The organism is Mycobacterium sp. MMS18-G62, from assembly GCF_053877835.1.
Genome location: NZ_CM132662.1, coordinates 1,214,947 through 1,235,984 on the forward strand (window position 1 = coordinate 1,214,947; position 21,038 = coordinate 1,235,984).

The 21,038-nt window shown below is 64.7% G+C and carries 21 protein-coding genes; 11 read left to right on the forward strand and 10 right to left on the reverse strand.

Going from position 1 to position 21,038, the window contains the following annotated elements; all coding sequences use genetic code 11:
• The first annotated feature begins 123 nt into the window (after positions 1-123).
• From ACWW36_RS06010 to ACWW36_RS06040, 7 genes are all read left to right on the forward strand, one after another.
• Positions 124-1,242: an XdhC family protein gene (locus tag ACWW36_RS06010; RefSeq protein WP_456140677.1), complete on the forward strand. Its 1,119-nt coding sequence runs from the start codon at positions 124-126 to the stop codon at positions 1,240-1,242.
• An 80-nt stretch (positions 1,243-1,322) separates the two neighbouring features.
• A complete protein-coding gene (locus ACWW36_RS06015) occupies positions 1,323-3,659 on the forward strand; it encodes a xanthine dehydrogenase family protein molybdopterin-binding subunit (protein WP_456140678.1) in 2,337 nt (778 codons plus the stop codon).
• A 2-nt stretch (positions 3,660-3,661) separates the two neighbouring features.
• Positions 3,662-4,351: an SRPBCC family protein gene (locus tag ACWW36_RS06020; protein ID WP_456140679.1), complete on the forward strand. Its 690-nt coding sequence runs from the start codon at positions 3,662-3,664 to the stop codon at positions 4,349-4,351.
• Positions 4,348-5,223 (forward strand): FAD binding domain-containing protein, encoded by an 876-nt coding sequence (locus ACWW36_RS06025; RefSeq protein WP_456140680.1) that lies wholly within the window; start codon positions 4,348-4,350, stop codon positions 5,221-5,223. The genes ACWW36_RS06020 and ACWW36_RS06025 overlap by 4 nt, the downstream gene beginning before the upstream one ends.
• Positions 5,216-5,692 carry a (2Fe-2S)-binding protein gene (locus tag ACWW36_RS06030; RefSeq protein ID WP_456140681.1) on the forward strand — a complete coding sequence of 159 codons (477 nt, stop codon included), beginning with the start codon at positions 5,216-5,218 and terminating at the stop codon, positions 5,690-5,692. Before ACWW36_RS06025 ends, ACWW36_RS06030 begins: the two co-directional genes overlap by 8 nt.
• A 72-nt stretch (positions 5,693-5,764) precedes the next feature.
• Positions 5,765-6,079 (forward strand): DUF732 domain-containing protein, encoded by a 315-nt coding sequence (locus ACWW36_RS06035; protein ID WP_456140682.1) that lies wholly within the window; start codon positions 5,765-5,767, stop codon positions 6,077-6,079.
• A gap of 129 nt (positions 6,080-6,208) precedes the next feature.
• On the forward strand, positions 6,209-7,153 hold the full coding sequence (locus ACWW36_RS06040) for an NAD(P)-dependent oxidoreductase (protein ID WP_456140683.1): 945 nt from the start codon (positions 6,209-6,211) through the stop codon (positions 7,151-7,153).
• On the opposite strand, the gene ACWW36_RS06045 is transcribed toward ACWW36_RS06040, so the two are convergent.
• Together ACWW36_RS06045 and ACWW36_RS06050 are read right to left on the reverse strand one after the other, a co-directional pair.
• Positions 7,150-7,986 (reverse strand): SDR family oxidoreductase, encoded by an 837-nt coding sequence (locus ACWW36_RS06045; RefSeq protein ID WP_456140684.1) that lies wholly within the window; start codon positions 7,984-7,986, stop codon positions 7,150-7,152. The two genes, ACWW36_RS06040 and ACWW36_RS06045, sit on opposite strands and share 4 nt — an antisense overlap.
• A 44-nt stretch (positions 7,987-8,030) precedes the next feature.
• On the reverse strand, positions 8,031-8,966 hold the full coding sequence (locus tag ACWW36_RS06050; RefSeq protein ID WP_456140685.1) for an enoyl-CoA hydratase: 936 nt from the start codon (positions 8,964-8,966) through the stop codon (positions 8,031-8,033).
• A 208-nt stretch (positions 8,967-9,174) separates the two neighbouring features.
• On the opposite strand from ACWW36_RS06050, the gene ACWW36_RS06055 reads away from it, so the two are divergent.
• The 4 genes from ACWW36_RS06055 to ACWW36_RS06070 all read left to right on the forward strand — a co-directional run bounded on the left by ACWW36_RS06055 (position 9,175) and on the right by ACWW36_RS06070 (position 12,179).
• Positions 9,175-9,522 carry an intersectin-EH binding protein Ibp1 gene (locus ACWW36_RS06055; RefSeq protein WP_456142377.1) on the forward strand — a complete coding sequence of 116 codons (348 nt, stop codon included), beginning with the start codon at positions 9,175-9,177 and terminating at the stop codon, positions 9,520-9,522.
• Positions 9,523-10,155: 633 nt separating this feature from the next.
• Positions 10,156-10,515: an intersectin-EH binding protein Ibp1 gene (locus ACWW36_RS06060; protein ID WP_456140686.1), complete on the forward strand. Its 360-nt coding sequence runs from the start codon at positions 10,156-10,158 to the stop codon at positions 10,513-10,515.
• Positions 10,516-10,562: 47 nt separating this feature from the next.
• Entirely contained in the window at positions 10,563-10,727 is a 165-nt protein-coding gene (locus ACWW36_RS06065) for a hypothetical protein (protein WP_456140687.1), read from the forward strand.
• Positions 10,728-12,179: an alpha,alpha-trehalose-phosphate synthase (UDP-forming) gene (locus ACWW36_RS06070; protein WP_456140688.1), complete on the forward strand. Its 1,452-nt coding sequence runs from the start codon at positions 10,728-10,730 to the stop codon at positions 12,177-12,179. It begins immediately after the preceding gene.
• Here ACWW36_RS06070 and ACWW36_RS06075 read toward each other — a convergent pair.
• From ACWW36_RS06075 to ACWW36_RS06110, 8 genes are read right to left on the reverse strand one after another with little or no spacing between them, the layout of a single operon-like run.
• Positions 12,176-12,664 carry a mammalian cell entry protein gene (locus ACWW36_RS06075; RefSeq protein WP_456140689.1) on the reverse strand — a complete coding sequence of 163 codons (489 nt, stop codon included), beginning with the start codon at positions 12,662-12,664 and terminating at the stop codon, positions 12,176-12,178. The two genes, ACWW36_RS06070 and ACWW36_RS06075, sit on opposite strands and share 4 nt — an antisense overlap.
• Positions 12,664-13,356 (reverse strand): mammalian cell entry protein, encoded by a 693-nt coding sequence (locus ACWW36_RS06080; protein WP_456140690.1) that lies wholly within the window; start codon positions 13,354-13,356, stop codon positions 12,664-12,666. The genes ACWW36_RS06075 and ACWW36_RS06080 overlap by 1 nt, the downstream gene beginning before the upstream one ends.
• Positions 13,356-15,104 (reverse strand): MCE family protein, encoded by a 1,749-nt coding sequence (locus ACWW36_RS06085; protein WP_456140691.1) that lies wholly within the window; start codon positions 15,102-15,104, stop codon positions 13,356-13,358. Before ACWW36_RS06085 ends, ACWW36_RS06080 begins: the two co-directional genes overlap by 1 nt.
• Positions 15,104-16,303, reverse strand: a complete 1,200-nt coding sequence (locus ACWW36_RS06090) for an MCE family protein (RefSeq protein WP_456140692.1) — start codon at positions 16,301-16,303, stop codon at positions 15,104-15,106. Before ACWW36_RS06090 ends, ACWW36_RS06085 begins: the two co-directional genes overlap by 1 nt.
• Positions 16,300-17,745, reverse strand: coding sequence for a virulence factor Mce family protein (locus ACWW36_RS06095; RefSeq protein WP_456140693.1), 1,446 nt, complete (start codon positions 17,743-17,745; stop codon positions 16,300-16,302). The genes ACWW36_RS06090 and ACWW36_RS06095 overlap by 4 nt, the downstream gene beginning before the upstream one ends.
• Positions 17,742-18,788: an MCE family protein gene (locus ACWW36_RS06100; RefSeq protein WP_456140694.1), complete on the reverse strand. Its 1,047-nt coding sequence runs from the start codon at positions 18,786-18,788 to the stop codon at positions 17,742-17,744. Before ACWW36_RS06100 ends, ACWW36_RS06095 begins: the two co-directional genes overlap by 4 nt.
• Positions 18,781-19,815 (reverse strand): MCE family protein, encoded by a 1,035-nt coding sequence (locus ACWW36_RS06105; protein ID WP_456140695.1) that lies wholly within the window; start codon positions 19,813-19,815, stop codon positions 18,781-18,783. Before ACWW36_RS06105 ends, ACWW36_RS06100 begins: the two co-directional genes overlap by 8 nt.
• Positions 19,816-19,846: 31 nt before the next feature.
• Positions 19,847-21,037 (reverse strand): MCE family protein, encoded by a 1,191-nt coding sequence (locus ACWW36_RS06110; protein ID WP_456140696.1) that lies wholly within the window; start codon positions 21,035-21,037, stop codon positions 19,847-19,849.
• Between the last annotated feature and the right edge of the window lies 1 nt (position 21,038).

The window sequence follows — 21,038 nt, forward strand, 5'->3', positions numbered from 1 at the left end:
CCAAGACCGCCATCACGACATGTCGCACGAGAGTATCTTCGCGGAGATCGTCGATGGGTGTTCGCGAACGACTCCATTACGCTTGGATGCTGAGCAGCCGCACAGCGGAAGGGATGCAGCCACGTGCGTGACGTACTCGACGAGTTGCTGACGGTCTGGCAGGCCGGCGGCACAGCGGGCGTCGCCACCGTCGTGCGCACGATCAAGTCGGCGCCCCGCCCCGCGGGCGCCACCATGGTGGTCTGCCCGGACGGAACGGTCGCCGGTTCGGTTTCCGGAGGCTGCGTCGAGGCAGCGGTTTACGAGCTCGCCAACGAGGTCGTGCAAACAGGTCGGCCCGAACTGCAGCGCTACGGGTTCAGCGACGACGATGCGTTCGCCGTCGGGCTCACGTGCGGCGGGATCATCGACATCTTCGCCGAGCCGATATCGCGGGACACGTTCCCGCAGTTGCAGGCGGTCGCCGACGACATCGCCGCGCACCGCCCCACGGCGATCGCGACAGTCATCTCTCATCCCGATTCGCGGTGGGTCGGACGCAGACTCGTCATCGGGCCGCAATCCGTCGCGGGGTCGCTCGGATCGGATCGGGCCGACGACGCCGTCGCCGACGACGCCCGCGGCCTGCTCGGCGCCGGTCGGACCGCCGTGCTGACCTACGGGCCCGACGGGCAGCGGCAGGAAGCCGGCATGGAGGTCTTTGTGGCCAGCCACGCGCCACGGCCGCGGATGCTCATCTTCGGCGCGATCGACTTCGCTGCGGCCCTGGTCCGGCAGGGCGCGTTCCTCGGATACCGCGTGACAGTGTGCGATGCGCGGCCCGTCTTCGCGACCGGCGCCCGCTTCCCCGGCGCCGACGAGGTCGTCGTCGAATGGCCCGACCGCTACCTCACGGCGCAGGCCGAACAGGGTGCGATCGACTCTCGCACCGCGATCTGCGTGCTGACCCACGACCCCAAGTTCGACGTGCCGGTCCTTCAGGTCGCACTGCAACTCCCCCAGGTCGACTACATCGGCGTGATGGGTTCACGCCGCACGCACGACGACCGGATGAAACGCCTGCAGGAGGCGGGGCTGACCGACGCCGAGTTGAGCCGGCTCGCTAGCCCGATCGGCCTCGACCTCGGCGCCCGCACCCCGGAGGAGACCGCGGTGTCGATCGCCGCGGAGATCATCGCCCGCCGCTGGGGCGGTGGCGGTCGGCCGTTGACCGAGGTAAACGGCCGAATCCACCATGATTAGTTATATGAGACAAATAGGGTGGAAATGTCGCTCTCATATACGATAACGTCACTCTTCAATCGTTCGATGGGGGTGATTGCGTGACGGAGACCGTTGCAACGCGCTACGCAGGCGCCCGGGTCCCTCGCATCGAGGACAACCGCCTGCTCACCGGCCGTGGCACCTTCGTCGACGACATCACCCGGCCCGGCATGCTGCACGCCTGCTTCGTGCGCAGCCCATTCGCCCGCGCGAAGATCAACGGCATCGACTCCGCCGCCGCCCTCGCGCTGCCCGGGGTGCGCGCGGTGTTCACGGCCTCCGACCTCAACCCGGACGTCAAGGAGGCGTGGCACGCGGTCGCAGGGAAGGACATCCCGGACACGCCGCGTCCCCCGTTGGCCGAGGGCGAGGTGAAGTTCGTCGGCGACCCGGTCGCCCTCGTCGTCGCCGAGAGTCGTTACATCGCCGAGGATGCGATCGAGCTGGTGGACGTCGACTACGAGCCGCTGCCCGCGATCGCCGACTTCACCCAGGCTATTCGGCTGGCCGCCGACTCCGACGTGGTCGTGCACGATGCCTACCCCGACAACGTCGCGGGCGGCATGGGCGGCGCGCCGCCGGACGAGGAGACGTTCTCGTCGGCCGCGCATGTCGCGGAAGCGCATGTCTACCAACAGATCTACGCGCCGGTGCCGATGGAAACGCGCGGCATGGTCGTCGAGTGGGACGCGTCGTCGGAGGAACTGACGGTGTGGGCGTCCACCCAGACCCCGCACGAGCTGCGGGCGTTCGCCGCGCGACTGCTCGGCATCCCGGCGCAGGGCGTGCGGGTCATCATGCGCGATACCGGCGGCGGCTTCGGCCAGAAGGTCGTCCCGATGCGCGAGGACATGTGCATCCTGCTCGCCGCACGCAAGGTGCCCTTCGCGTTGAAGTGGATCGAGGACCGTCGCGAAAACCTGATGTCGGCGGGGCAGGCGCGCCACGTCGACGGCAAAGCCAGGATGGCATTCGACGACGAAGGAAACATCCTCGCCGCAGACGTCGACTTCACGTACGACATCGGTGCGTATCCGACCCCCTACCCGGTGCTCACCACCGCCGCGGTCGGCATGTTCTTCCCGGGCCCGTATCGCGTGCCGAAGGCCAGCTTCAACTACAAGACGGTGTTCTCCAACACCGCGGGCCTGGCGGCGTACCGCGGCCCGTGGCAGTACGAAACGCTGGCGCGCGAAATACTTCTCGACATCGCCGCTCGCGAGATGGGCATGGACCCTGTCGAGCTGCGGCGGCGCAACATCCTGCGCGGCGACGAGATGCCGTACTTCAACGCGAACGGCATGCCCTACGAGCACGTCGCCCCGGCGGACACCTTCGACCAGGCCGTGAAGATCCTCGACCACGAAGGTTTCCGTCGCGAACAACGAGAAGCCTTGGAGCAGGGGCGCTACCTCGGTCTTGGCTTCTCTGCCTACATCGAGCCGACGGGCGCCGCGACCGGTCACCTGGCCACTGAAGGCGCGACCATCCGCATGGAGCCGACGGGCAAGATCAACGTATATGTGAACGGCGGATCGTCCGGCAACAGCATCGAGACCACGGTCGTGCAACTGACCGCCGACGTGCTCGGCGCCGACATCGACGACGTGTCGACCATCCAGGGCGACACCGCGGTGACACCGTACGGTGCCGGCACCCAGGGCAGCCGTTCTGGTCCGATGACGGCGGGCGCGGTCAGCGAGGCGGGGACGATTCTGCGCAAACAGATCGTGGCGATGGCCGCTGCCCGCCTCGGCGTCGGTGAAGACGAGATCGAATTGGGCGGCTCGAAAGCCGTTGTGCGCGACGATCCTTCGAAGAGTGTGACGTTCGCCGACCTCGCGTACCGCTCGTACTACGAGCCGCAGCAGCTGCCGCCAGGAATGGCTGCCACCCTGGAGGCGACGGCACGCTTCACGTCGCAGGCGATGATCCACTGGGCCAACGCAACGCACGCATGCACGTGCGAGGTCGACGTGGAGACCGGACACGTCACGCTGACGCGCTACATCGTCAGCGAGGACGTCGGCGCGATGATCAACCCCAACGTGGTCGAGGGCCAGATCGCGGGCGGCACCGTCCAGGGTATCGGCGGCGCGCTGCTGGAGAAGATGGTCTACGACGACGACGGAAACCCTTTGTCCTCAACGTTTGTCGACTATCTACTGCCGACGGCGACCGAGGTTCCGCCCATCGAGTACGGGCACGTCGAGATCCCCGGTCCCGGCATCGGCGGCTACAAGGGTGTCGGCGAGGGCGGCGCGATCGGCTCGACGCCCGCGGTGATCAACGCGATCAACGACGCGCTGGCCCCTCTGGGGGTGACGCTCACACGATTGCCCGCAAGCCCTGCCGCGATCGTCGAACTGATCGAGCAAGCACGAAAGGACCACTAGCCGTGGAACTGAACAACGAATTTCGTGTCGCGGTGCCGGCGGCCAAGACGTGGGAGGTGCTCACCGACGTCGAGCGTGTCGCCCCGTGCCTGCCCGGCGCCACGCTGCTGTCCGTCGACGGTGATGAGTTCACCGGCGCCGTCAAGGTCAAGGTCGGCCCGATCACCGTGTCCTATAACGGGAACGCGGCTTTTGTGGAAAAGGACGCCGCAGCACAACGCGTCGTTCTGAAGGCGACCGGCAAGGAGACCCGCGGCAGCGGCAACGCGTCCGCCGTCGTCACCGCCCAGCTCAAGGACGAAGGCGACGCCACGAGCGTGGTGATCACCACCGATCTGACCATCTCCGGCAAGGCGGCCCAGTTCGGCCGCGGTGTGCTCGCCGACGTCGCAGGCAATCTGATCGGGCAGTTCGCCAGGGCGCTTGAAGCCGACCTTCTCGGTGCCTCGTCGGCTGCGACGACTGCACCGACCGCCGAAACCATCGCTGCGGCAAGCCAACCCGCGGCTGGCGATTCCGTCGACCTGCTCAAGGTCGTCGCGGTGCCGATGGCCAAGCGTGCCGCGCCGGCGATCGCCGCGCTGGCTGCCGGCGCCCTGATCGGATTCCTGTTGGGCCGTCGCAGCCGCCGGTCGCGGACACAGCAGCTGCCCGAGGAGCTGCTGGCCGCCCTGTCGCGGCTCGTGTCATGAAAGCCGCGCCGTTCGCCTACCACCGTCCTGACTCGGTCAAGGAGGCCGTCGACCTGCTCGCCGAGTTCGGTGAGGACGCGAAGATCCTCGCCGGTGGTCAGAGCCTGGTGCCGATGCTCGCGATGCGGCTCACGCATTTCGACAATCTCATCGATATCTCGCGGATCGACGAACTCATCGGCATCGACCCGTGCGACGGCGAAGTCCGCATCGCGGCGGCGACCCCGCACGTGTTCGTCGGGATGGACGACGAGGTGGCCGATTCGGTGCCGCTGTTGACCCTGGCGACTCCCTACATCGGCCACTTCCAGATCCGCACTCGCGGCACGCTCGGAGGCGCGATCGCCCACGCCGATCCTGCCGCCGAATACGCCGCCGTGGCACTGGCTCTCGACGCGCAGATGGAAGCCGTATCGCCCCGCGGTGCCCGGGATATCCCAGCGAGCGACTTCTTCACCGGGCTGTGGGAGAACTCCATGGCGTCAGACGAGATCCTGACCGCCGTGCGCTTCCCGCGGTGGGGCACTCGTTCGGGGTTCGCCATCGAGGAGTTCGCCCGCCGGCACGGGGACTTCGCCATCGCAGGCGCCGCCGTCGCGGTCGAACTCGACGAGCAGGCACGCGTAAACCGCTGCGGCATTGGGCTTTTGGGTCTGGGATCCACACCGCTGCGCGGATCGGCCGCCGAGGAGGCCGTTCTCGGCCGTCCGGTGGATGACATCATGGGCGAGGAAATCGGCCACCTTGCCGTCAATGCGCTCGACGACATACCGGCCGACCTGCAGGGGTCTTCCGCCTACCGAGCCAAGGTCGGCGCCACCATGGTGGCCCGTGCGTGGGAAGCTGCGACAGCGGAGGCAAGCAATGCATGAGTGGCCTGTCCAGGTGTCCGTGAACGGACAGCACACCGAGGCAACCGTGGAACCCCGGCTGACTCTGGCCGACTACCTGCGCGAGAGGTGCGGCCTCACCGGCACGCATCTCGGTTGCGAGCATGGCGCGTGCGGAGCGTGCACGGTGCTGCTGGACGGTCAGGCGGTGCGGTCCTGCTTGATCTTCGCTGTGCAGGCCGACGGCACGGAGGTCACGACGGTCGAGGGCATCGCCACCGCGGACGGTGAGCTGTCGCCGGTGCAGGCGGCATTGAAGGAGTGCCACGGGCTGCAATGCGGGTTCTGTACACCTGGCTTCGTCACATCGATCACGGCCCTGCTGCGCGCTAACCCGGATCCGACCGACGAGGAGATCCGCGAGGGGTTGTCGGGGAACTTCTGCCGGTGCACGGGCTATCAGGGAATCGTCAACGCGGTGCACCGCGCCGCCGAGATCAGCCGCACCTGACGACCTCTCTAGGCAGAACTTCGTTTGCTGACGTACGCTTCCTGGTGGCCGGGGACGTTACTGGGGAGACAGATGAGAACAAGGCACCTGCTGGCGGCGATGGTGGTCGCCGTCGGCGCAGCGACCGCAGTGGCGGCGCCGGCCTCTGCCGACGATCAGCTTGACCAGGCGTTCTTGCAGGCCCTCAAGGACAAGGGCATCGCCGTGAAGTCCGACGCCTTCGCGCTTGACCTGGCACATTCGACGTGCGATCTGCTCAACGGCGGCGGAACCGTCGAGCAGGCGCTGTATCAGATCAAGAGCAAGACCAAGTGGTCAGACGAGAAGTCGGTCAACTTCGGCGGCCTGGCGCTGTACGCCTATTGCCGGGACAAGCTGCCCCAGTAGCGGAGTTAGCCCTCGAGCTTGGCGACGACCGCGGCGATGCGCCGCGCGGGTATCGGCCTTCTTGGCGTCAAGTAACGCGCTCACGTGTTCTTTGCGGTACCCACAGGAATACCGGGCATCGTGGACGCCATGAAGATTGGGTTCATCGGACTAGGGAACATGGGCGCCGGCATGGCGGCGAACCTGCTGAAGGCCGGTCACGAGGTCACGGCGTACAACCGGTCGCAGGAGAAGGTCGCAGCGCTTGCCGAGCAGGGCGCGACGGCGGCGAAGACCGTCGCGGAGGCGTGCGGCGGTGACGTCGTGGTCTCAATGCTGGCCAACGACGAGGCGGTCGAGGCGGTCACGTTCGGCGACGACGGCATCCTGGCGTCGCTGCGGCCAGGTGCGACGCATGTGTCGTCGAGCACAATCAGCGTTGCGCTTTCAGGGCGGTTGACCGCAGCGCACTTCGACGCGGGCCAATCCTTCGTGGCGGCACCGGTTTTCGGCCGACCGGAAGCAGCGCAGGTGGCGAAGCTTTTCGTCGTCGCGGCCGGGCAGTCGGAGACGGTGCAGGCCATCTCACCGATATTCGACGCGATCGGGCAGCGGACGTTTGTCGTATCGGACGATCCGAAGGCCGCAAGTCTGGTGAAGCTGAGTGGCAACTTCCTCATCGCCTCGGTGATCGAATCACTGGGCGAGGCAATGGCATTGGTCGCCAAGGCCGGAGTCGACAAACAGGAGTATCTGGAGATACTGACGTCGACCCTGTTCGGCGCTGCGGTCTACAAGACGTACGGCGGGCTGATCGCCGGAGGCGATTTCGAACCGGCCGGCTTCGCCGCGGGGCTTGGCCTCAAGGACGTCAGGCTCGTGCTGGCCGCTGGCGAAAGTCTGGCCGTGCCATTGCCGATCGCCAGCCTGCTGCGTGATCGCTTCCTGACACTGCTGGCGCTCGGCGGCGCCGAGTTGGATTGGGCCGCTGTCGGCGCTCTGTCGTCGTGGGAGGCAGGTGGGCCGAGCCCGATAGCGCACCGCGACCCGTCAACAAATGCTGACGGGTCGCAAAAGGGTACGGCCGCAGGCTAGCTCGATACCACGCCGCGCAGCCCGTCGGCACCGAAGAGCGGCTCGAGCATCCCCGAGAAGTCGGGACCGCGACGCAGCATCTGGCCGCCATCGACATTGATCACCTGACCGGTGATGTAACTGGAAGCATCGCTGAGCAGGAACACGGCGGCGTTCGCGATGTCCTCTACCTCACCGGGCCGCGGCAGCGGGGTGCAGGCCGAGTAGTCACCGCTTACTTCGGGCGACTCGAAGACCGCCGCCACCAGATCGGTGCGTATCAAGCCGGGACGAATGCAGTTCACCCGCACCCACGACGCGCCCAATTCGTCGGCCGCCAACTGCATCATGTGATCGATCGCCGACTTGCTCACCCCGTACGCGCCGAACCACCGGTGCGTGTTGCTCGCCGCGATCGACGAGATGCCGATGAACGATCCGCCGCCGCCGCGCACCATCTCGCGCGCCGAATGCTTGAGCACGTACATGGTTCCGTTGACGTTCAGATCGACGGTGCGCCGCCATGCGTCGGAGTCGATCTGGGTGATCGGGCCGATCGTCTCGCTGCCGCCTGCGCAATGCACCACGCCGTGCAGCCGGCCGGTCCACGCCGTCGCGGCCTCGACCACGCGAGCGACCTCGTCCTCGTTGGTGACGTCCGCGGGCTCGTACAGCACAGACCCCGGCCCGCCGCCCGCCTTGATCTCGTCAACCGCCGCGGCCAGCCGGTCGGCGTTGCGGCCGACGATCATCGCGTTGCCGCCCGCGGCGACCACCGCCGCCGCCACACCTTTGCCGATTCCGCTGCCACCGCCAGTGACCAGAAATGTTCGCTCCGCCAATGACAGCTGCACCGCGACCCCTTCGTCGTATAACTAGAACAGGTTCTAGTTATACGTCACGGCTCGTCGCGGCGTGCAGGCTTCGGCGCTCCCAGCGTCCGCCAGTCCGGAACGTCGGGCGGCAGCCCCACGGGGTAGCGGTTCTCGTTGTGCGCCGCCCAGTGCGCATGGCCGAGCTCGTGGATGTGGAAGCCGTGTCGCAGCGCCTCGGTGAAGCCCATCGCATCGCTGGCCGCGTTGACCGAATCCTTGATCAACAGCGCGGCCATCGTCGGCCGCTCGGCGATGCGGCGGGCGAACTCCAGCGTCTTGTCCTCGAGTTCGGCGCGCGGGAAGATCTTCGACACCATGCCGAGCTGATACGCTTCGTCGGCGTCGATCGAATCACCAGTCAGCAGAAGCTCTTTGGCTTTGCGTGGGCCGAATTCCCATGGGTGGGCGTAGTATTCAACACCCGGCATGCCCATCCGCACACCGACAACGTCGCTGAACCTTGCGTCGTCGGCGGCCACGATCAGATCACACGCCCAGATCAGCATCAGCGCCGCGGAAATCGCGTTGCCCTGTACCGAAGCGATGGTGATCTTTCGCAGATCCCGCCAGCGACGGGTGTTCTCGAAGAAGAAGTGCCACTCCTGCAGATAGGTCCTCTCCGCGATCGCCGGGACTGTGCCGCCGTGCGAACGAAAGGTCGGATGCTGCGCGGGGCCTGGTTTGCGCTCGAGCAGCGCTTCCTCGGAGCCCAGATCGTGTCCGGCCGAGAAGTTCTTGCCGCGGGCCGCGAGGATGACCACCCGCACCTGATCATCTGCCTCGGCGCGGCCGAACGCCTCATCCAACTGCACCAGAAGCGTTCTCGATTGGGCGTTCTGCGCTTGCGGGCGATTCAGCCAGATCCTTGCGATCCGCCCTTCGTCGAGCGTCTCGTACGTCACCTGCCGAGGCGCATCGCCGTCAGCCTGTTCGGCCCTTGTCAGATCAGGGATCGCCACAGCGGACCACCTCGTTCGCTTGGAAAACTATCTACGCCATGCACATTACGGTGCCACGGCAAGCCGTAACGGGCGGGTGTCACAGCTAGCTGACAGCGTGTTCCCAGAAATGGGACAGCCGCACCACTTTTATTGACGTTGACACGGCGGTATTCGTGTGCTGGGCGTAATGTCTGCGCTACCAGCAATAACTACAGAAAGCGTGATGATGGCGACCTTGAAGCTTCCAGCACGACGACTACTCCTTGCGGGTGGATTTGCGGTCGCAGTGGCCGCAGCGCCGGCGGTCGCCGTCTTCGCGGTTCCGACGGCTGGAACGTCGACCCCTTCAATCACCGCATGCCCCAGTGGGGAATCCGAAGACACGTTCACGGGGATGTGCACCCCTGAGCTAGTGCCGAATTCGCCCGCAGTCACGTCACCGGGCGGGCTGCCGGAGGTCGACAACATCCCGTGCACCGGCGCCAATTCCGGACAGTGCATCGGCCTGTCCGAGGAGCAGCAGTCGGAAGGTCCGATCGCGGTACCGCACTCGTCGGTCAGCTCCAGCCCGTAACCCGAGCACTAGATCAAAAGCCGGGGCGCACGAATGTGCTCCGGCTTTTTGTCGTGCGTTGAATCGACACGGTTTTCATGAACCCGCCGAATGCGCACAGACTCCTTTCAGCCTTCATACAATTGCGCGAACAAACAAACAATCAGAAGGCGGCGCAATGGCGATATATCCGATATCCGCACGATTCGTTCTCGCGGGCGGGTTTGCTCTGGCGGTCGCAGCCGCGCCAGCCGTAGTTCTCGTGGCGCAACCCAATCATGTCGTTGCTGTGGCGGCCTGCGATACCGGCGAGGAAGAAGACGTCTTCACGACGACCTGTACCCCGATTCTGGTGCCGAATTCGCCGCAGGGGTTCACCACGACAGCGGCCAATCCTGACATTCCGGAAATTCAAGGTGTCCCCTGCACCGGTCACGATTCGGGAGCGTGCATCGGCCTATCCGAAGATGAGGCGGCCGCAGGTCCACAGCCGGTGCCACGTTCGACCATCAGCAGCAGCCCGTAATCGGCCACGCTGACGCACGGAAGTCGTCGACGCGAATTCACAGGGAACTCGCGGAAGTTGTGCAGATTTCTGCCAGCTTCCATACAATCCGTTCGACGACCTAGTCAATAACTAGAGAAAGCGTGACGATGGCGACTTTTGAGCTTTCAGCACGACGAGTGATCATTGCCGGGGGGTTTGCGCTCGCAGTTGCCACCGCTCCCGCGATCGCCGTCTTCACCATGCCCACCGCTTCCGTTCCGCTGGCCTGCCCGGCGGGTGAAGAAGAAGACCTCTACACAGGCGAGTGCCTGCCGCACACCGTCCCCAATTCGCCGCTGAGCAGCACCCCCGGGAATCCGAGCCTGCCCTCCGTCAGCGTGCCGGGTGGTGGCGGCTCCATTCCGTGCACGGGCGCGAACTCGGGCCAGTGCATCGGTCTGGCCGAGGAAGCCGAGGCCGCAGGGCCTCAAGCCGTGCCGCATTCGAGCGTCAGTTCGAGCCCGTAGAGCGACCAGCGAGTCCGGGCGGCCGCGTCGTCGCCTAGAGTTGTCGTATGCCCGCGAAATCTGACCCCGCCGAGATCGGCGACGTCGAGCCGCTAGCCGACAGCACCGCACGCCAGGCGCGTCGCGTCGTCGCCGCGTATGCCACCGACGCCGACGAGTGCCGGGTGTTCCTGTCGATGCTCGGCATTGGACCGGCGAAGCTCGAGGCGTAAGTGACTCCGGAGGGCGGCCAGCCGGTCGGCTCCGGGGAATCCGACTTCGTCGTGGTGGCCAATCGGCTGCCCATCGACATGGAACGCCTGCAGGACGGCAGCCTGGAGTGGAAACGCAGCCCAGGCGGGCTCGTTACTGCCCTTGAGCCGTTGCTGCGGCGGCGCCGCGGCGCGTGGATTGGGTGGCCGGGCATTCCTGATGTCGATGAGGAACCGATCGACCAAGACGACATGCGCCTGTGCCCGGTGCGGTTGTCCGCCGACGACATAGCCGAATACTACGAGGGCTTCTCGAACGCCACGCTGTGGCCGCTGTACCACGACGTCATCGTCAAGCCGATCTACCACCGCGAGTGGTGGGACCGCTACGTCGAGGTCAACCGTCGCTTCGCGGAAGCCACCGCCAAGACGGCGGCACAGGACGCCACGGTGTGGGTACAGGACTACCAGCTGCAGCTTGTTCCGAAGATGCTGCGGATGCTCCGGCCCGACCTCACAATCGGTTTCTTCCTTCACATCCCGTTTCCGCCGGTGGAGCTGTTCATGCAGATGCCTTGGCGGACAGAGATAATCGAGGGCCTGCTCGGCGCCGATCTCGTCGGCTTCCACCTCCCAGGAGGTGCGCAGAATTTCCTGATCCTGGCGCGGCGACTCGTCGGTGCGAACACCTCACGCGCCACGATCGGTGTGCGGTCGCGCTTCGGCGAGGTGAACGTCGGCTTCCGGACCGTCAAAGTCGGCGCATTCCCGATCTCCATCGATTCGACGGCTCTTGACCAGCAGGCGCGCTCACGAAGCATCCGGCAGCGGGCACGCGAGATCCGCAGCGAGCTCGGCAACCCGCGCAAGATCCTCCTCGGGGTCGACCGGCTTGACTACACCAAGGGCATTGACGTTCGGCTGCGGGCGTTTTCGGAGCTGTTGGCCGAACACCGCGCCAAGCGTGACGACACTGTGCTGGTGCAACTGGCGACGCCGAGCCGCGAACGCGTCGAGAGCTACATCGAGATGCGCGAGGACATCGAACGCCAGGTCGGCCACATCAACGGTGAATACGGTGAAGTGGGCCATCCGATTGTCCACTACATTCACCGGCCGGTGCCGCGCGACGAGCTGATCGCATTCTTCGTCGCGGCCGACGTCATGCTCGTCACCCCGCTGCGCGACGGTATGAATTTGGTGGCCAAGGAGTACGTGGCCTGTCGCAGCGATCTCGGCGGCGCGTTGGTGCTCAGCGAATTCACCGGCGCCGCAGCCGAACTCCGTCAGGCCTATCTGACCAACCCGCATCACCTCGAGGGCGTCAAGGACGCGATCGAGGCCGCGCTGAATCAGACACCCGAAGAAGGCCGACGGCGGATGCGCGCCCTGCGCAGGCAGGTGCTCGCCCACGACGTCGACCGCTGGGCGCGTTCGTTCCTAGATGCACTGGCCGCCACGAGAAGCGACTAAATCGGAGCGATGTAGTTGATCAGCCACTTGCCGTCTATGCGCTTGTATTCCACGCGCAGTCGCGCGCCGTCGTAGATCGGCCGGTCGCGACTGGACTTGTCGGACACGGTCCGGTTGATGTACACCATCACCGCTGCGGAGTTGCGCTGCGCGTCCATCACTCCGACTCCGACGACGTTGGCCTGGCTCACCACTTCCCGCTGCCGCGCCTGCGGGATGATGTCTGAATTCGCTTTACTCTCGAACTCTTTGCGGTAGTCCGGCGTCAGCAATTTGTAGGCGTCGGTGAGGCTTCGCTCCACGGTCTTGTAGTCGTAATTGAACACGGCAGGGATTTCCTTCTGCGCAAGCGGCGCCAGCTCATCCCGGGCGGCTTGCTCACCGCGCATCTCCACTCGTTGCCAGTACATCCAACCGCCCACCGCGGCCAACCCCACGAACGCAGCGGTCAGTAGGCCGGCAATGCCACTCACGAGCCAGCGCATCAGTTCCCCCCGTTGGGGTACTTGAGGTCGTAGGCCGTCATCCGTCCGTCGTCGCCCTCATGCACGACGATCCGCAGTCGGTACGGTTGCGACGGCCTGTTGTTCCCGTTCATGTCGCTCGCCGTGACCCGCGCGGATACGAGCACCGACGCGTTATCACTAATGCCGTCAATGCCTTCCAGCGCGGCCCCGAGTATCACAGCTTCGGAACTGCCACCGGTGTCCCGGAAAATCGCCTTGAGGTTCTCGACGTTGTTGTTCTGGCCGAGCATGTCGCGCAACGGTCCACTGGTGTTGTTGTACAGCCTGTTGACGCTGTCATCGATGTTGTCCTGCTTGAAGCTGAACATATTCATCACCGTCTGCGTGGCGGTGTCGACGAACCGCTGGTTGCGCGCCTGCACAGCTTCGGTGTGATTTTTCTGCACGACCATCAGCGACACCGCAGCGCCGAGCAGGGCCGTCGCGACAAACCCGAAAGCCAGCGCAATGATCGCCACCAGCCGACGGTTCGCCGGCCGGCGTGCGGGTGCCGCAGGTTTAAGGGACGTCCGAGCAGGAGTTGCACTGCCCGAGGCCGGCGTTTCAATACGCACGGCCATGGTCTCGGCGGACTTGCCGTTCGCGGGACCGGCCGCCCTGGACGCGCGGCGGCGCGCGGCCTGTTGCGGGCGAGTGGGAGTGGATGTCATCAGGTCTGCCTCGGATAAAGCATGAGATCTACCCAATTCTCTTGTGGCCGCAAGTCAGCGTCACCTGGTGCGAACACGCCTGTACCGCCGGCCGGGTCGACGAACACACCGGTGTGCTGATCGTACGTGCCGTATGCGGCTCCGCTTGCCAGGGGCGGGCTCACCGCCGCCGGCGGCAGGTCCGCAGGCGCCGGCGGCGGCGGCGGTGCCGGAGCCGGGCCCGGTGGCGGTGCGACCGGGTTATAAGGCCCCGGAAACATAAACGGCGGTTGAGGATTGGCCGGCGGCGGCCATGCATCCGGGTACGGCGCCGGTGGTATCCACGCAGTCGCCGGAGGCGGCGGCCCGTTGTCATTCGGCGGCGGGATATATGGCCACGGTTGATGCGGCGCAGGTCCCGGGCCAGGTTGAATCCCCGGTGGCACCAAGCCCGGTGGCACCGGATACCCCGGGTCGGGATCGGCTTCCGGCGGAATGTATGGGAACTTGTTCGGCGGCAAGGTGTTTCGTGGATCGGTCACCGGTGTGCCGGTCGGTATTGGCGGCCCCCGCCACGGATTGTTGCCAAGCGGCACGTATCCCTTTGGATCCCGGCAGAGCTGAATCGTTGGCGCGCGCTTACCGGGAAACTCCTGGCACGGGTAATTCCTCGCGCCTCGCACCACGCTCGGATCGTTCTGGGGCACCTTGCAATAAAGGTCCGTCGGCAACTCGCGCAAGGTCGTGTCGCCTGGTGTCCGAATATCCATCGGCGAGAGAAAGCCGACATTGCACGGGGGCGGGTCGTTGATGGAGATCTTGAAGTCCTGCTTGCCACCTTCATCTGCGGGCAACTGGCCGCCGATGGTGAGGAGGGCCGCCTGAAGCGCCGGAAAAATGACCAGCGCCTGTTCGATCGACCTGTTGTAGATGACGCCGATGCGGCCGAAGTTCGCCAAGTTGGCCGCGAGCACCGGGAACGACGGCCGAATGCCCTGGAACGTCTGACTGGCTTCATCGGCCGCCGATGGTGCGTTCGACAGCACTGACCGCACCTGTGGATCGGCGTTGGCCACTTCGGTCGTGAAGCGCGCGAGTCCGTCCGCGAAGGACCGGATGTCGTCGCCGCTACGGATCTGCGCCTCCAGGAACGGCCCCGCCTGGTCGATCAGCGCCGAGGTCTGCGGCCAGCTCGAGTTGGCCTCATCGATGAACAACCGCGCAGATCGGATCAGCCGCGCCAATTCCGGCCCGGAGCCGTTGAACGCCTTGAAACTCTCGCGCAGCAGGTCCTGAAGGCGGGTGTTGTTGAGACTGCTCACCAACTGGTCGGCCTGGTGCAAAAGCTCGGCAACGTCCTGCGGGATCGCGGTCCGTTCCTTCGGAATGACTGCACCGTCGCCCAACACCGCCTGCGACGGGTGCTCGGGCGGTACGAAGTCCACGTACTGTTCGCCGATGGCAGACACGCTCTTGACCGTCGCCGTCGAGTTCGCCGGGATCTTGATGTCGCTGTTGAGGCGCAACTGCGCGGCGACGCCGTCGTCGGTCAGCTTCACGGACTCAACGCGTCCGGCTTGCACACCGCGGAAGCTGACGTTGGCGTTCTGATACAAGCCGCCGCCGGCGACGAAGTTCGCCGTGACCTGATAGGCGCCGATTCCCAGCCGAGCCGGTACCCGCAAGTAGAACAGCGAGATCGCCGCGACGGTGAGCACAGTCACGACGGCGAAGACGACGAGTTGGATTCGCGCAGTTCGGTTCAGCATTACTGAGGTGGCACCTCCTGACCCGACGCGGTACCGGGCGGGATCTTGAATGGATCTGCGGCCTGCCCTGAGAGGTTCGCCATCTCCCCGACCAGGAAGTCCGGCGGATTGACGACCTCGTCTATGTGCTTCATGTTGGGATCCAGCCCCAACGACGTCGTGAAGATCGTCTCGCCGAGCCGGCGAAGGGTCAGGTCGAACACTTCGAAGATGTTGAAGTAGTCGCCCCTGGCCACCCGCTTCAAGTTCTTGCCGGGGAACGGGAAGGTCGCCAGGAAGTCCAAGGAGTCCACCAGGGCCGAACGGTTGTCGTTGATCGGCTTGATGACTGAGTACAGGTCCTTCGTCTCCGCGGCGAAATCATTCTTCGTCTCCGCGAGGATCCGAGCCCCCACCGTGGCCAACCTCCGCAGCGCGGCAAACGCGTCGACGATGGTCGCCCGGTTGTCGTTGAGCACCCGCAGCGCTCCCGGAAGCGTGTCCAGTGTGCGGTTCAGGCTGTCCTCTTGGTGCGCCAGTATTCCGGCGAAACGGTTAAGCCCTTCGGCGGCGCTGATGATGTCGTCGGTTTGCCTATTCAACGAGGCGGCCAGGTCGGCGAGCCGTGGAATCAGGTCAGCGAACTGCCCGTTACGCCCGGCAACCGCGGCCGAGAGTTCTTGCGTAATGTCTTGCAGCGCACCAAGATTGCCCTTGTTGACGACGACACCCAACGCGGAAAGCACTTCCTCGGTGGTCGGGTAGCGGCCACCCTGGCTCTCGGGGATGCGCGACCCATCACGCAACTCGCCAACCGGCGGCTGACCTACTGGAGCCGACAGCTCGATGTGCTGCGAGCCCAATAACGACGTCTGTCCGACTTTTGCGACCGCGTTGGCCGGCAATCTGACGCTGCGTTCCAGAGAGAGTTTCACCGCCGCGTAGAAGGTGCCGTCCGCTCGCTGTACGGCCTCGACGCCCGACACGCTGCCGACAGTGACATCGTCGACCATCACCGGCGAATTCTGCGGCAGCGTGGCTACATCCGGCAGCTCCGCGGTGACGGAGTAAGCGCCAGCGCCATGGCCGACGGTGCCCGGCATGTTCAGCGAGTTCAACCCGCCGAACTGGCAGCCGGCCAGCAGTACCACGCCCGAACCGATGACAGTCGTGCGGCGAGTTGCGCGACCGACGTTGAGGCCCATCAACTTTCGTGTCATCCGCCGCCTCCAGACTGTTGAGGAGTGACCGGCTGCATCGGTGGTACCGCGTCCGCCGGAACCGGCGCTTCGGCGGGGAGCGCGCCGGCCGCGGCAGGCGGCGGCGCACCGGGCGCTGGTCCTTCCGGGGGCACCACTGGGCCGAGCGTGTACGGCTGCGCCGGTGGCGGAGGGCCCGGAACGGGGTTCGGTGGCAGGAGCAATGAACTGACATCGCCGCCCTCGCCGGATCGCGGCGGGAGCCGTCCCTCGGAGGGTACCCATTGCAGATACGGGATGTAGGTCTGTGCCTTGGCCTGCGTCGCCGGGGTGTCATAGATGACCTGGCCCTTGTACGCAGTGATCGTGTTGATTCCATGCGACATGATGGGCGGGTAGTTCATCGTCAAGCGCCGCAGCACAGGGGCCATCCGCTGGCGGCAGATCTCGGTGCGTTTGAAATTGTCGGTTGTCCCTGCGCCGTCGAAGTCGGCGCAGATGAACTGCACCGGGTTTGTGAACTCCGGCAAGCTCAACAGACCATTCGCGGTGCCCTGCGCCGGGTTGTAAATGTTGTAGAAATTCGCCATCGCGTTCGGCAGGACATGCAGTAATTGCTCTAGGTCGTCGCTCTGGTTCGACAGCAGGCTGGTGAAGTCAGTCAGCTTGTTGACGCTGCTGATCAGGGTCGCGTTGTTCTCGCTGAGGAAACCGCGGATGTCCGACAAGGCCTGGTTGAGGGTGCCCAGCGTGTTATCAAGACCCGCCGAGCTGTCGGCCAGAACCTGGGACACCGAAGCCAAATGCCCACTGAATTGGACGATTTGATCGTTGCTCCTCGACAGTGCGTCGATCAGGATCTGCAGATTCTTGACCGTGCCGAACAGGTCGGTGCGCGAGTCACCCAGCCGCCCTGCGGTCTGCGACAACTCGCGCAGAGCTCGGCGGAACGAGTCGCCGTTTCCGTCGAAGGTATCTGCGGCCTGGTCTATGAAGGCGCCCAACGGGCCTTGAACCTGACCGGCCTGCGGCCCGAGCTGCTGGCTGAGTTGCGTCAATTCGGATTTGACGTCGTCCCACTCGACCGGCACTGCGGTGCGCTCCAACCCGATACTGCCGCCGTCCTTCATCGCTGGACCGCTCTTGTACGCCGGCGCGAGTTGAATAAACCGCGCCGCAACGATATTCGGCGAAATGACCACCGCACGGGCATCGGCGGGCAGTTTGACGCCGTCCTGCACCCTCATCGTGATCTTGACGGCATTGGCTTCCGGCGAGATCGATTCGATCGAGCCGACCGGCACGCCGACCACACGGACATCGTCGCCCGGATAAAGGCCGGTTGCCGACGTGAAATAGCCGACTACGCGGTATGTTCCGACTCGCGGCCACACCATGTAGATGCCGCCGATGAGTGCCACCACCAGGGCACTGATGACTCCGAAACGCAGCCAGCGGCTCATGGCGACTTCGGCCTTACGATCATCCGCTCGTCGATGAATCCGCGGATGAAATCGGCGAGGCTGTCCGGAACCTTGCCCGGCTGGAAGTAGAGGTCCAGTAATAGCTCCTGCTGCGGAATGTTTGGTACGGCATTGGGGAGGTTGACGTTGAAGCCCGAACCGGATCCGACCGATTCGCCGAGGGCTGTGGCATACGGCGGCAACCGCCGCAGCGCCTGGCTGATGTGCTCGCGGCGCTCGAGGAGATTGTCCAGTACGAGATTCAACTTCTTCAAAGCCGGACCGAACTCGCGACGATTGTCCGCGACAAATCCCGAAATCTGGTGTGACACATCGTCGATGCCGGCAATCAAGGTACTCAGTGCGGCACGGCGCTCGTCGAGCGCGGCGAACAGTTGATTACCGTCGTTGACGAGCTGGTTCACCTGACCGGCCCGGTCGGCGAGCACCTTGGTCACCGACTGCGCGCGGGTCAACAGCTGGCCCAACGCCTCATCGTTGGCGTTGATGCTGCGAGACAGCGAGGCCACCCCGTCGAGGGTTCGACGCAGCTCGGGGGTTGCGTCGCGTAGGGAATCGGTCAACACACCCAAAGCTTGAGTCAACTGTTCCTTGTTGAGTTCACCGGCGTTCTGACCAAGATCCTGCAACGCCATATTCAGTGTGTAGGGAACTGTGGTGCGCCCCAGAGGAATTGACGTCACCGACCCGCCGCCTCGTGGGGTCACCGCCAGCGACCTCTCGCCCAGTACGGTGTCGGTCTTGATCGATGCGAGCGTTTGATCACCCAACCGGACCTTGCGGTTGACGGTGAACGTCACCTTCGCCACGTCGCCCGCGAGCGCGACGCCGGTCACCTTACCCACCGCAATGCCGGAGACGTTGACGTCATTACCCGGCGAAATGCCTCCCGCGTCCGCGAAGTAGGCCTCGTATGACTTCCCTTGCGGATAGAACGGCAGCTTCGAGTAGCCGAACGCGACCATCAAGACACATATGACGATCACGAGTCCGAAGATGCCCGAGCGCAGCGTCTTATCCATTTTCCGAGCACCTGCCCTTCGACAGATCCGGGACGCCGCCGATCGGCATGATGATGTCGCTTCCCGCTGGCCCGTTGAACTTGAGCGCCACCGAGCAGATGTAGTAGTTGAAGTAGGACCCGTATGCCCCAAGGGAGTTGAGCCGCAAGTAGTTCTCGGCGAGCGGTTCGAGGACCCGGTTCACGTCACCCTTGCGGTTGTCGAGTTCGGTAGCCAACGGACGAAGGTTCTCAAGGACGCCCTGCAGCGGCCGCCGTGATTTCACCAGCATGTCGGTCAGATCCGTTTCGGCGGACGCCAGCGGGGGAAGCGCCCCGGCAATCGGGTCGCGCCCCTGCGCCAGTCCACTGACCAGCTTTTGGAGCTGGTCCACACTGGCATCAAACTGTGCGCTCTTCTCGTCAAGGGTCCCGAGCACCGTGTTGAGATTGTGGATCACCTCGGAGATCACCTGATAGCGGTCGGCCAAGGATTGGCTGAATGTTCCAGTGTCGGAGAGCAATTGGGTCAAGGCACCGCCCTGACCCTGGAGCAGCTCGAGGATGGCATTGCTGATCTGGTCGACCTGCGCACCGTTGAGGCCCTTGACCACGGGACGCAAGCCACCGAGCAAGGCATCGAGATCCAACGCGGGCTGGGTGTGGTCGATGTCGAGTGTGCCGCCCGGCTGCAACTTTCGAAGCTCACCAGGCCCCGCCGTGACTTCCATGTAGCGGTCGCCAACCAGGTTCTCGTATCGGATCAGTGCACGTGTTGACGTGTACATCTGATACTTCTTGTTGACGGTGAACGCCACGTCGACGGTGTTGTCGGGGTTTAGCTTCACATCTCGGACACTGCCCACCGGAACGCCGGCGATCCGCACGTCGTTGCCGCTCTTCAGCCGTGCCGCATCAGTGAAGGTGGCGTGGTAGGTGCTGGTGGAGGCGAATCGGAACTCGCCGAAGATCACTACCAAAGCAGCGGACACCAACAGCATGACCGCCGCAAAGATGCTGACCTTGATCACGAGCCCTCTGTGGGACATCAGTGCCCCCGCTTCTTCGCGCCGGCGCTCATCAGAAATCGTCCCGTTCTGCGAATGCGCCGTTGAAGAGGAACTGGAGCGTATTCGGCGCGTCGACCTGGACCTCCGTGAACGGCTCGTACGGGATATAGGCGTTGTCGGTGACAAGGAATGGCGCCCTGTACCAGGAGCCGCCCCACTGCTTGGTCGGGATGTCGGGTAGCCCACGGCAGTTGGGTCCGCCGGAGGCGTTCACGATGGGCAGGCTCTCTGGGTAGGTGTACGACGGCACGCCCAGCACGAAGCTGGAGCTCACCATTGCACCCGGCTTCATTCCGCCGACCACCCGTTCCCCGCGCTGAGCAGCAATCCTCGTGCCCTGCAATAGACAGCCGAATTCCGGCGAATAGTCGCCCAGCACTTTCAGCGGCGCCCGCAACCGCTGGATCGCGGCGATGTAATCGTCCGCCCCTGGTTCGAGCGTGGCCGATCCCTCATTGGCCAGACCGACGGTCGCGAGCAGCGTCGCGTTCAGGTTGTCCCGCTCATCGATGATCGTCTGATTGATCGTCGGCACATTGTTGATCACGGTGACCAGATCCGGGCCCGCATCACCGTAGATGTTGGCGACCTTCGCCGTCTGCGCGATATCCGACTCAACCGTCGGCAGTTTCGGATTCAGCTGCGCCAGAAACTGATTCAACCCAGCCAGACTGGCACCTAAGTCGTCGCCATGACCACGTAAGCCCTCTGCGATCGCTGTCAGACTTGCGTTCAGGTGTATCGGGTCGACCTTGTGCAGCACGTCGAGCAGGGTCTGGAATAGCGTGTTGGCTTCCAGTTGCACGGCCTGAGCCTGGACGATGGCGCCTGGGCGTAGTGGCGTGTGGTTTGGCTGAGGCGGCGCAATGAATTCCACCGACTTCGCGCCGAACACTGTGGTACTGCCGATGTGCACCAACGCGTTTGACGGTACGTAACGAAGCTGGTCGCGGTTGATCGCCAGCGTCAACTTCGCCTGATCACCGGAATACGCGATGTCTTCGACCTTGCCGATCTGGACACCCCGGTACTTGACCTTGGCTTCCTTGTCCATCACCAAGCCGGCCCGCGACGACGTCACCGTCACGGTGTCGGTGGGAGTGAACGCGGCGGTGTAAGACAAATAAGTAAATATCGTGAACGCCACGATGATCGTCGCCAGCACAGCGGCGGCGATCCTGATCGCGGCAGTCCTCGACACG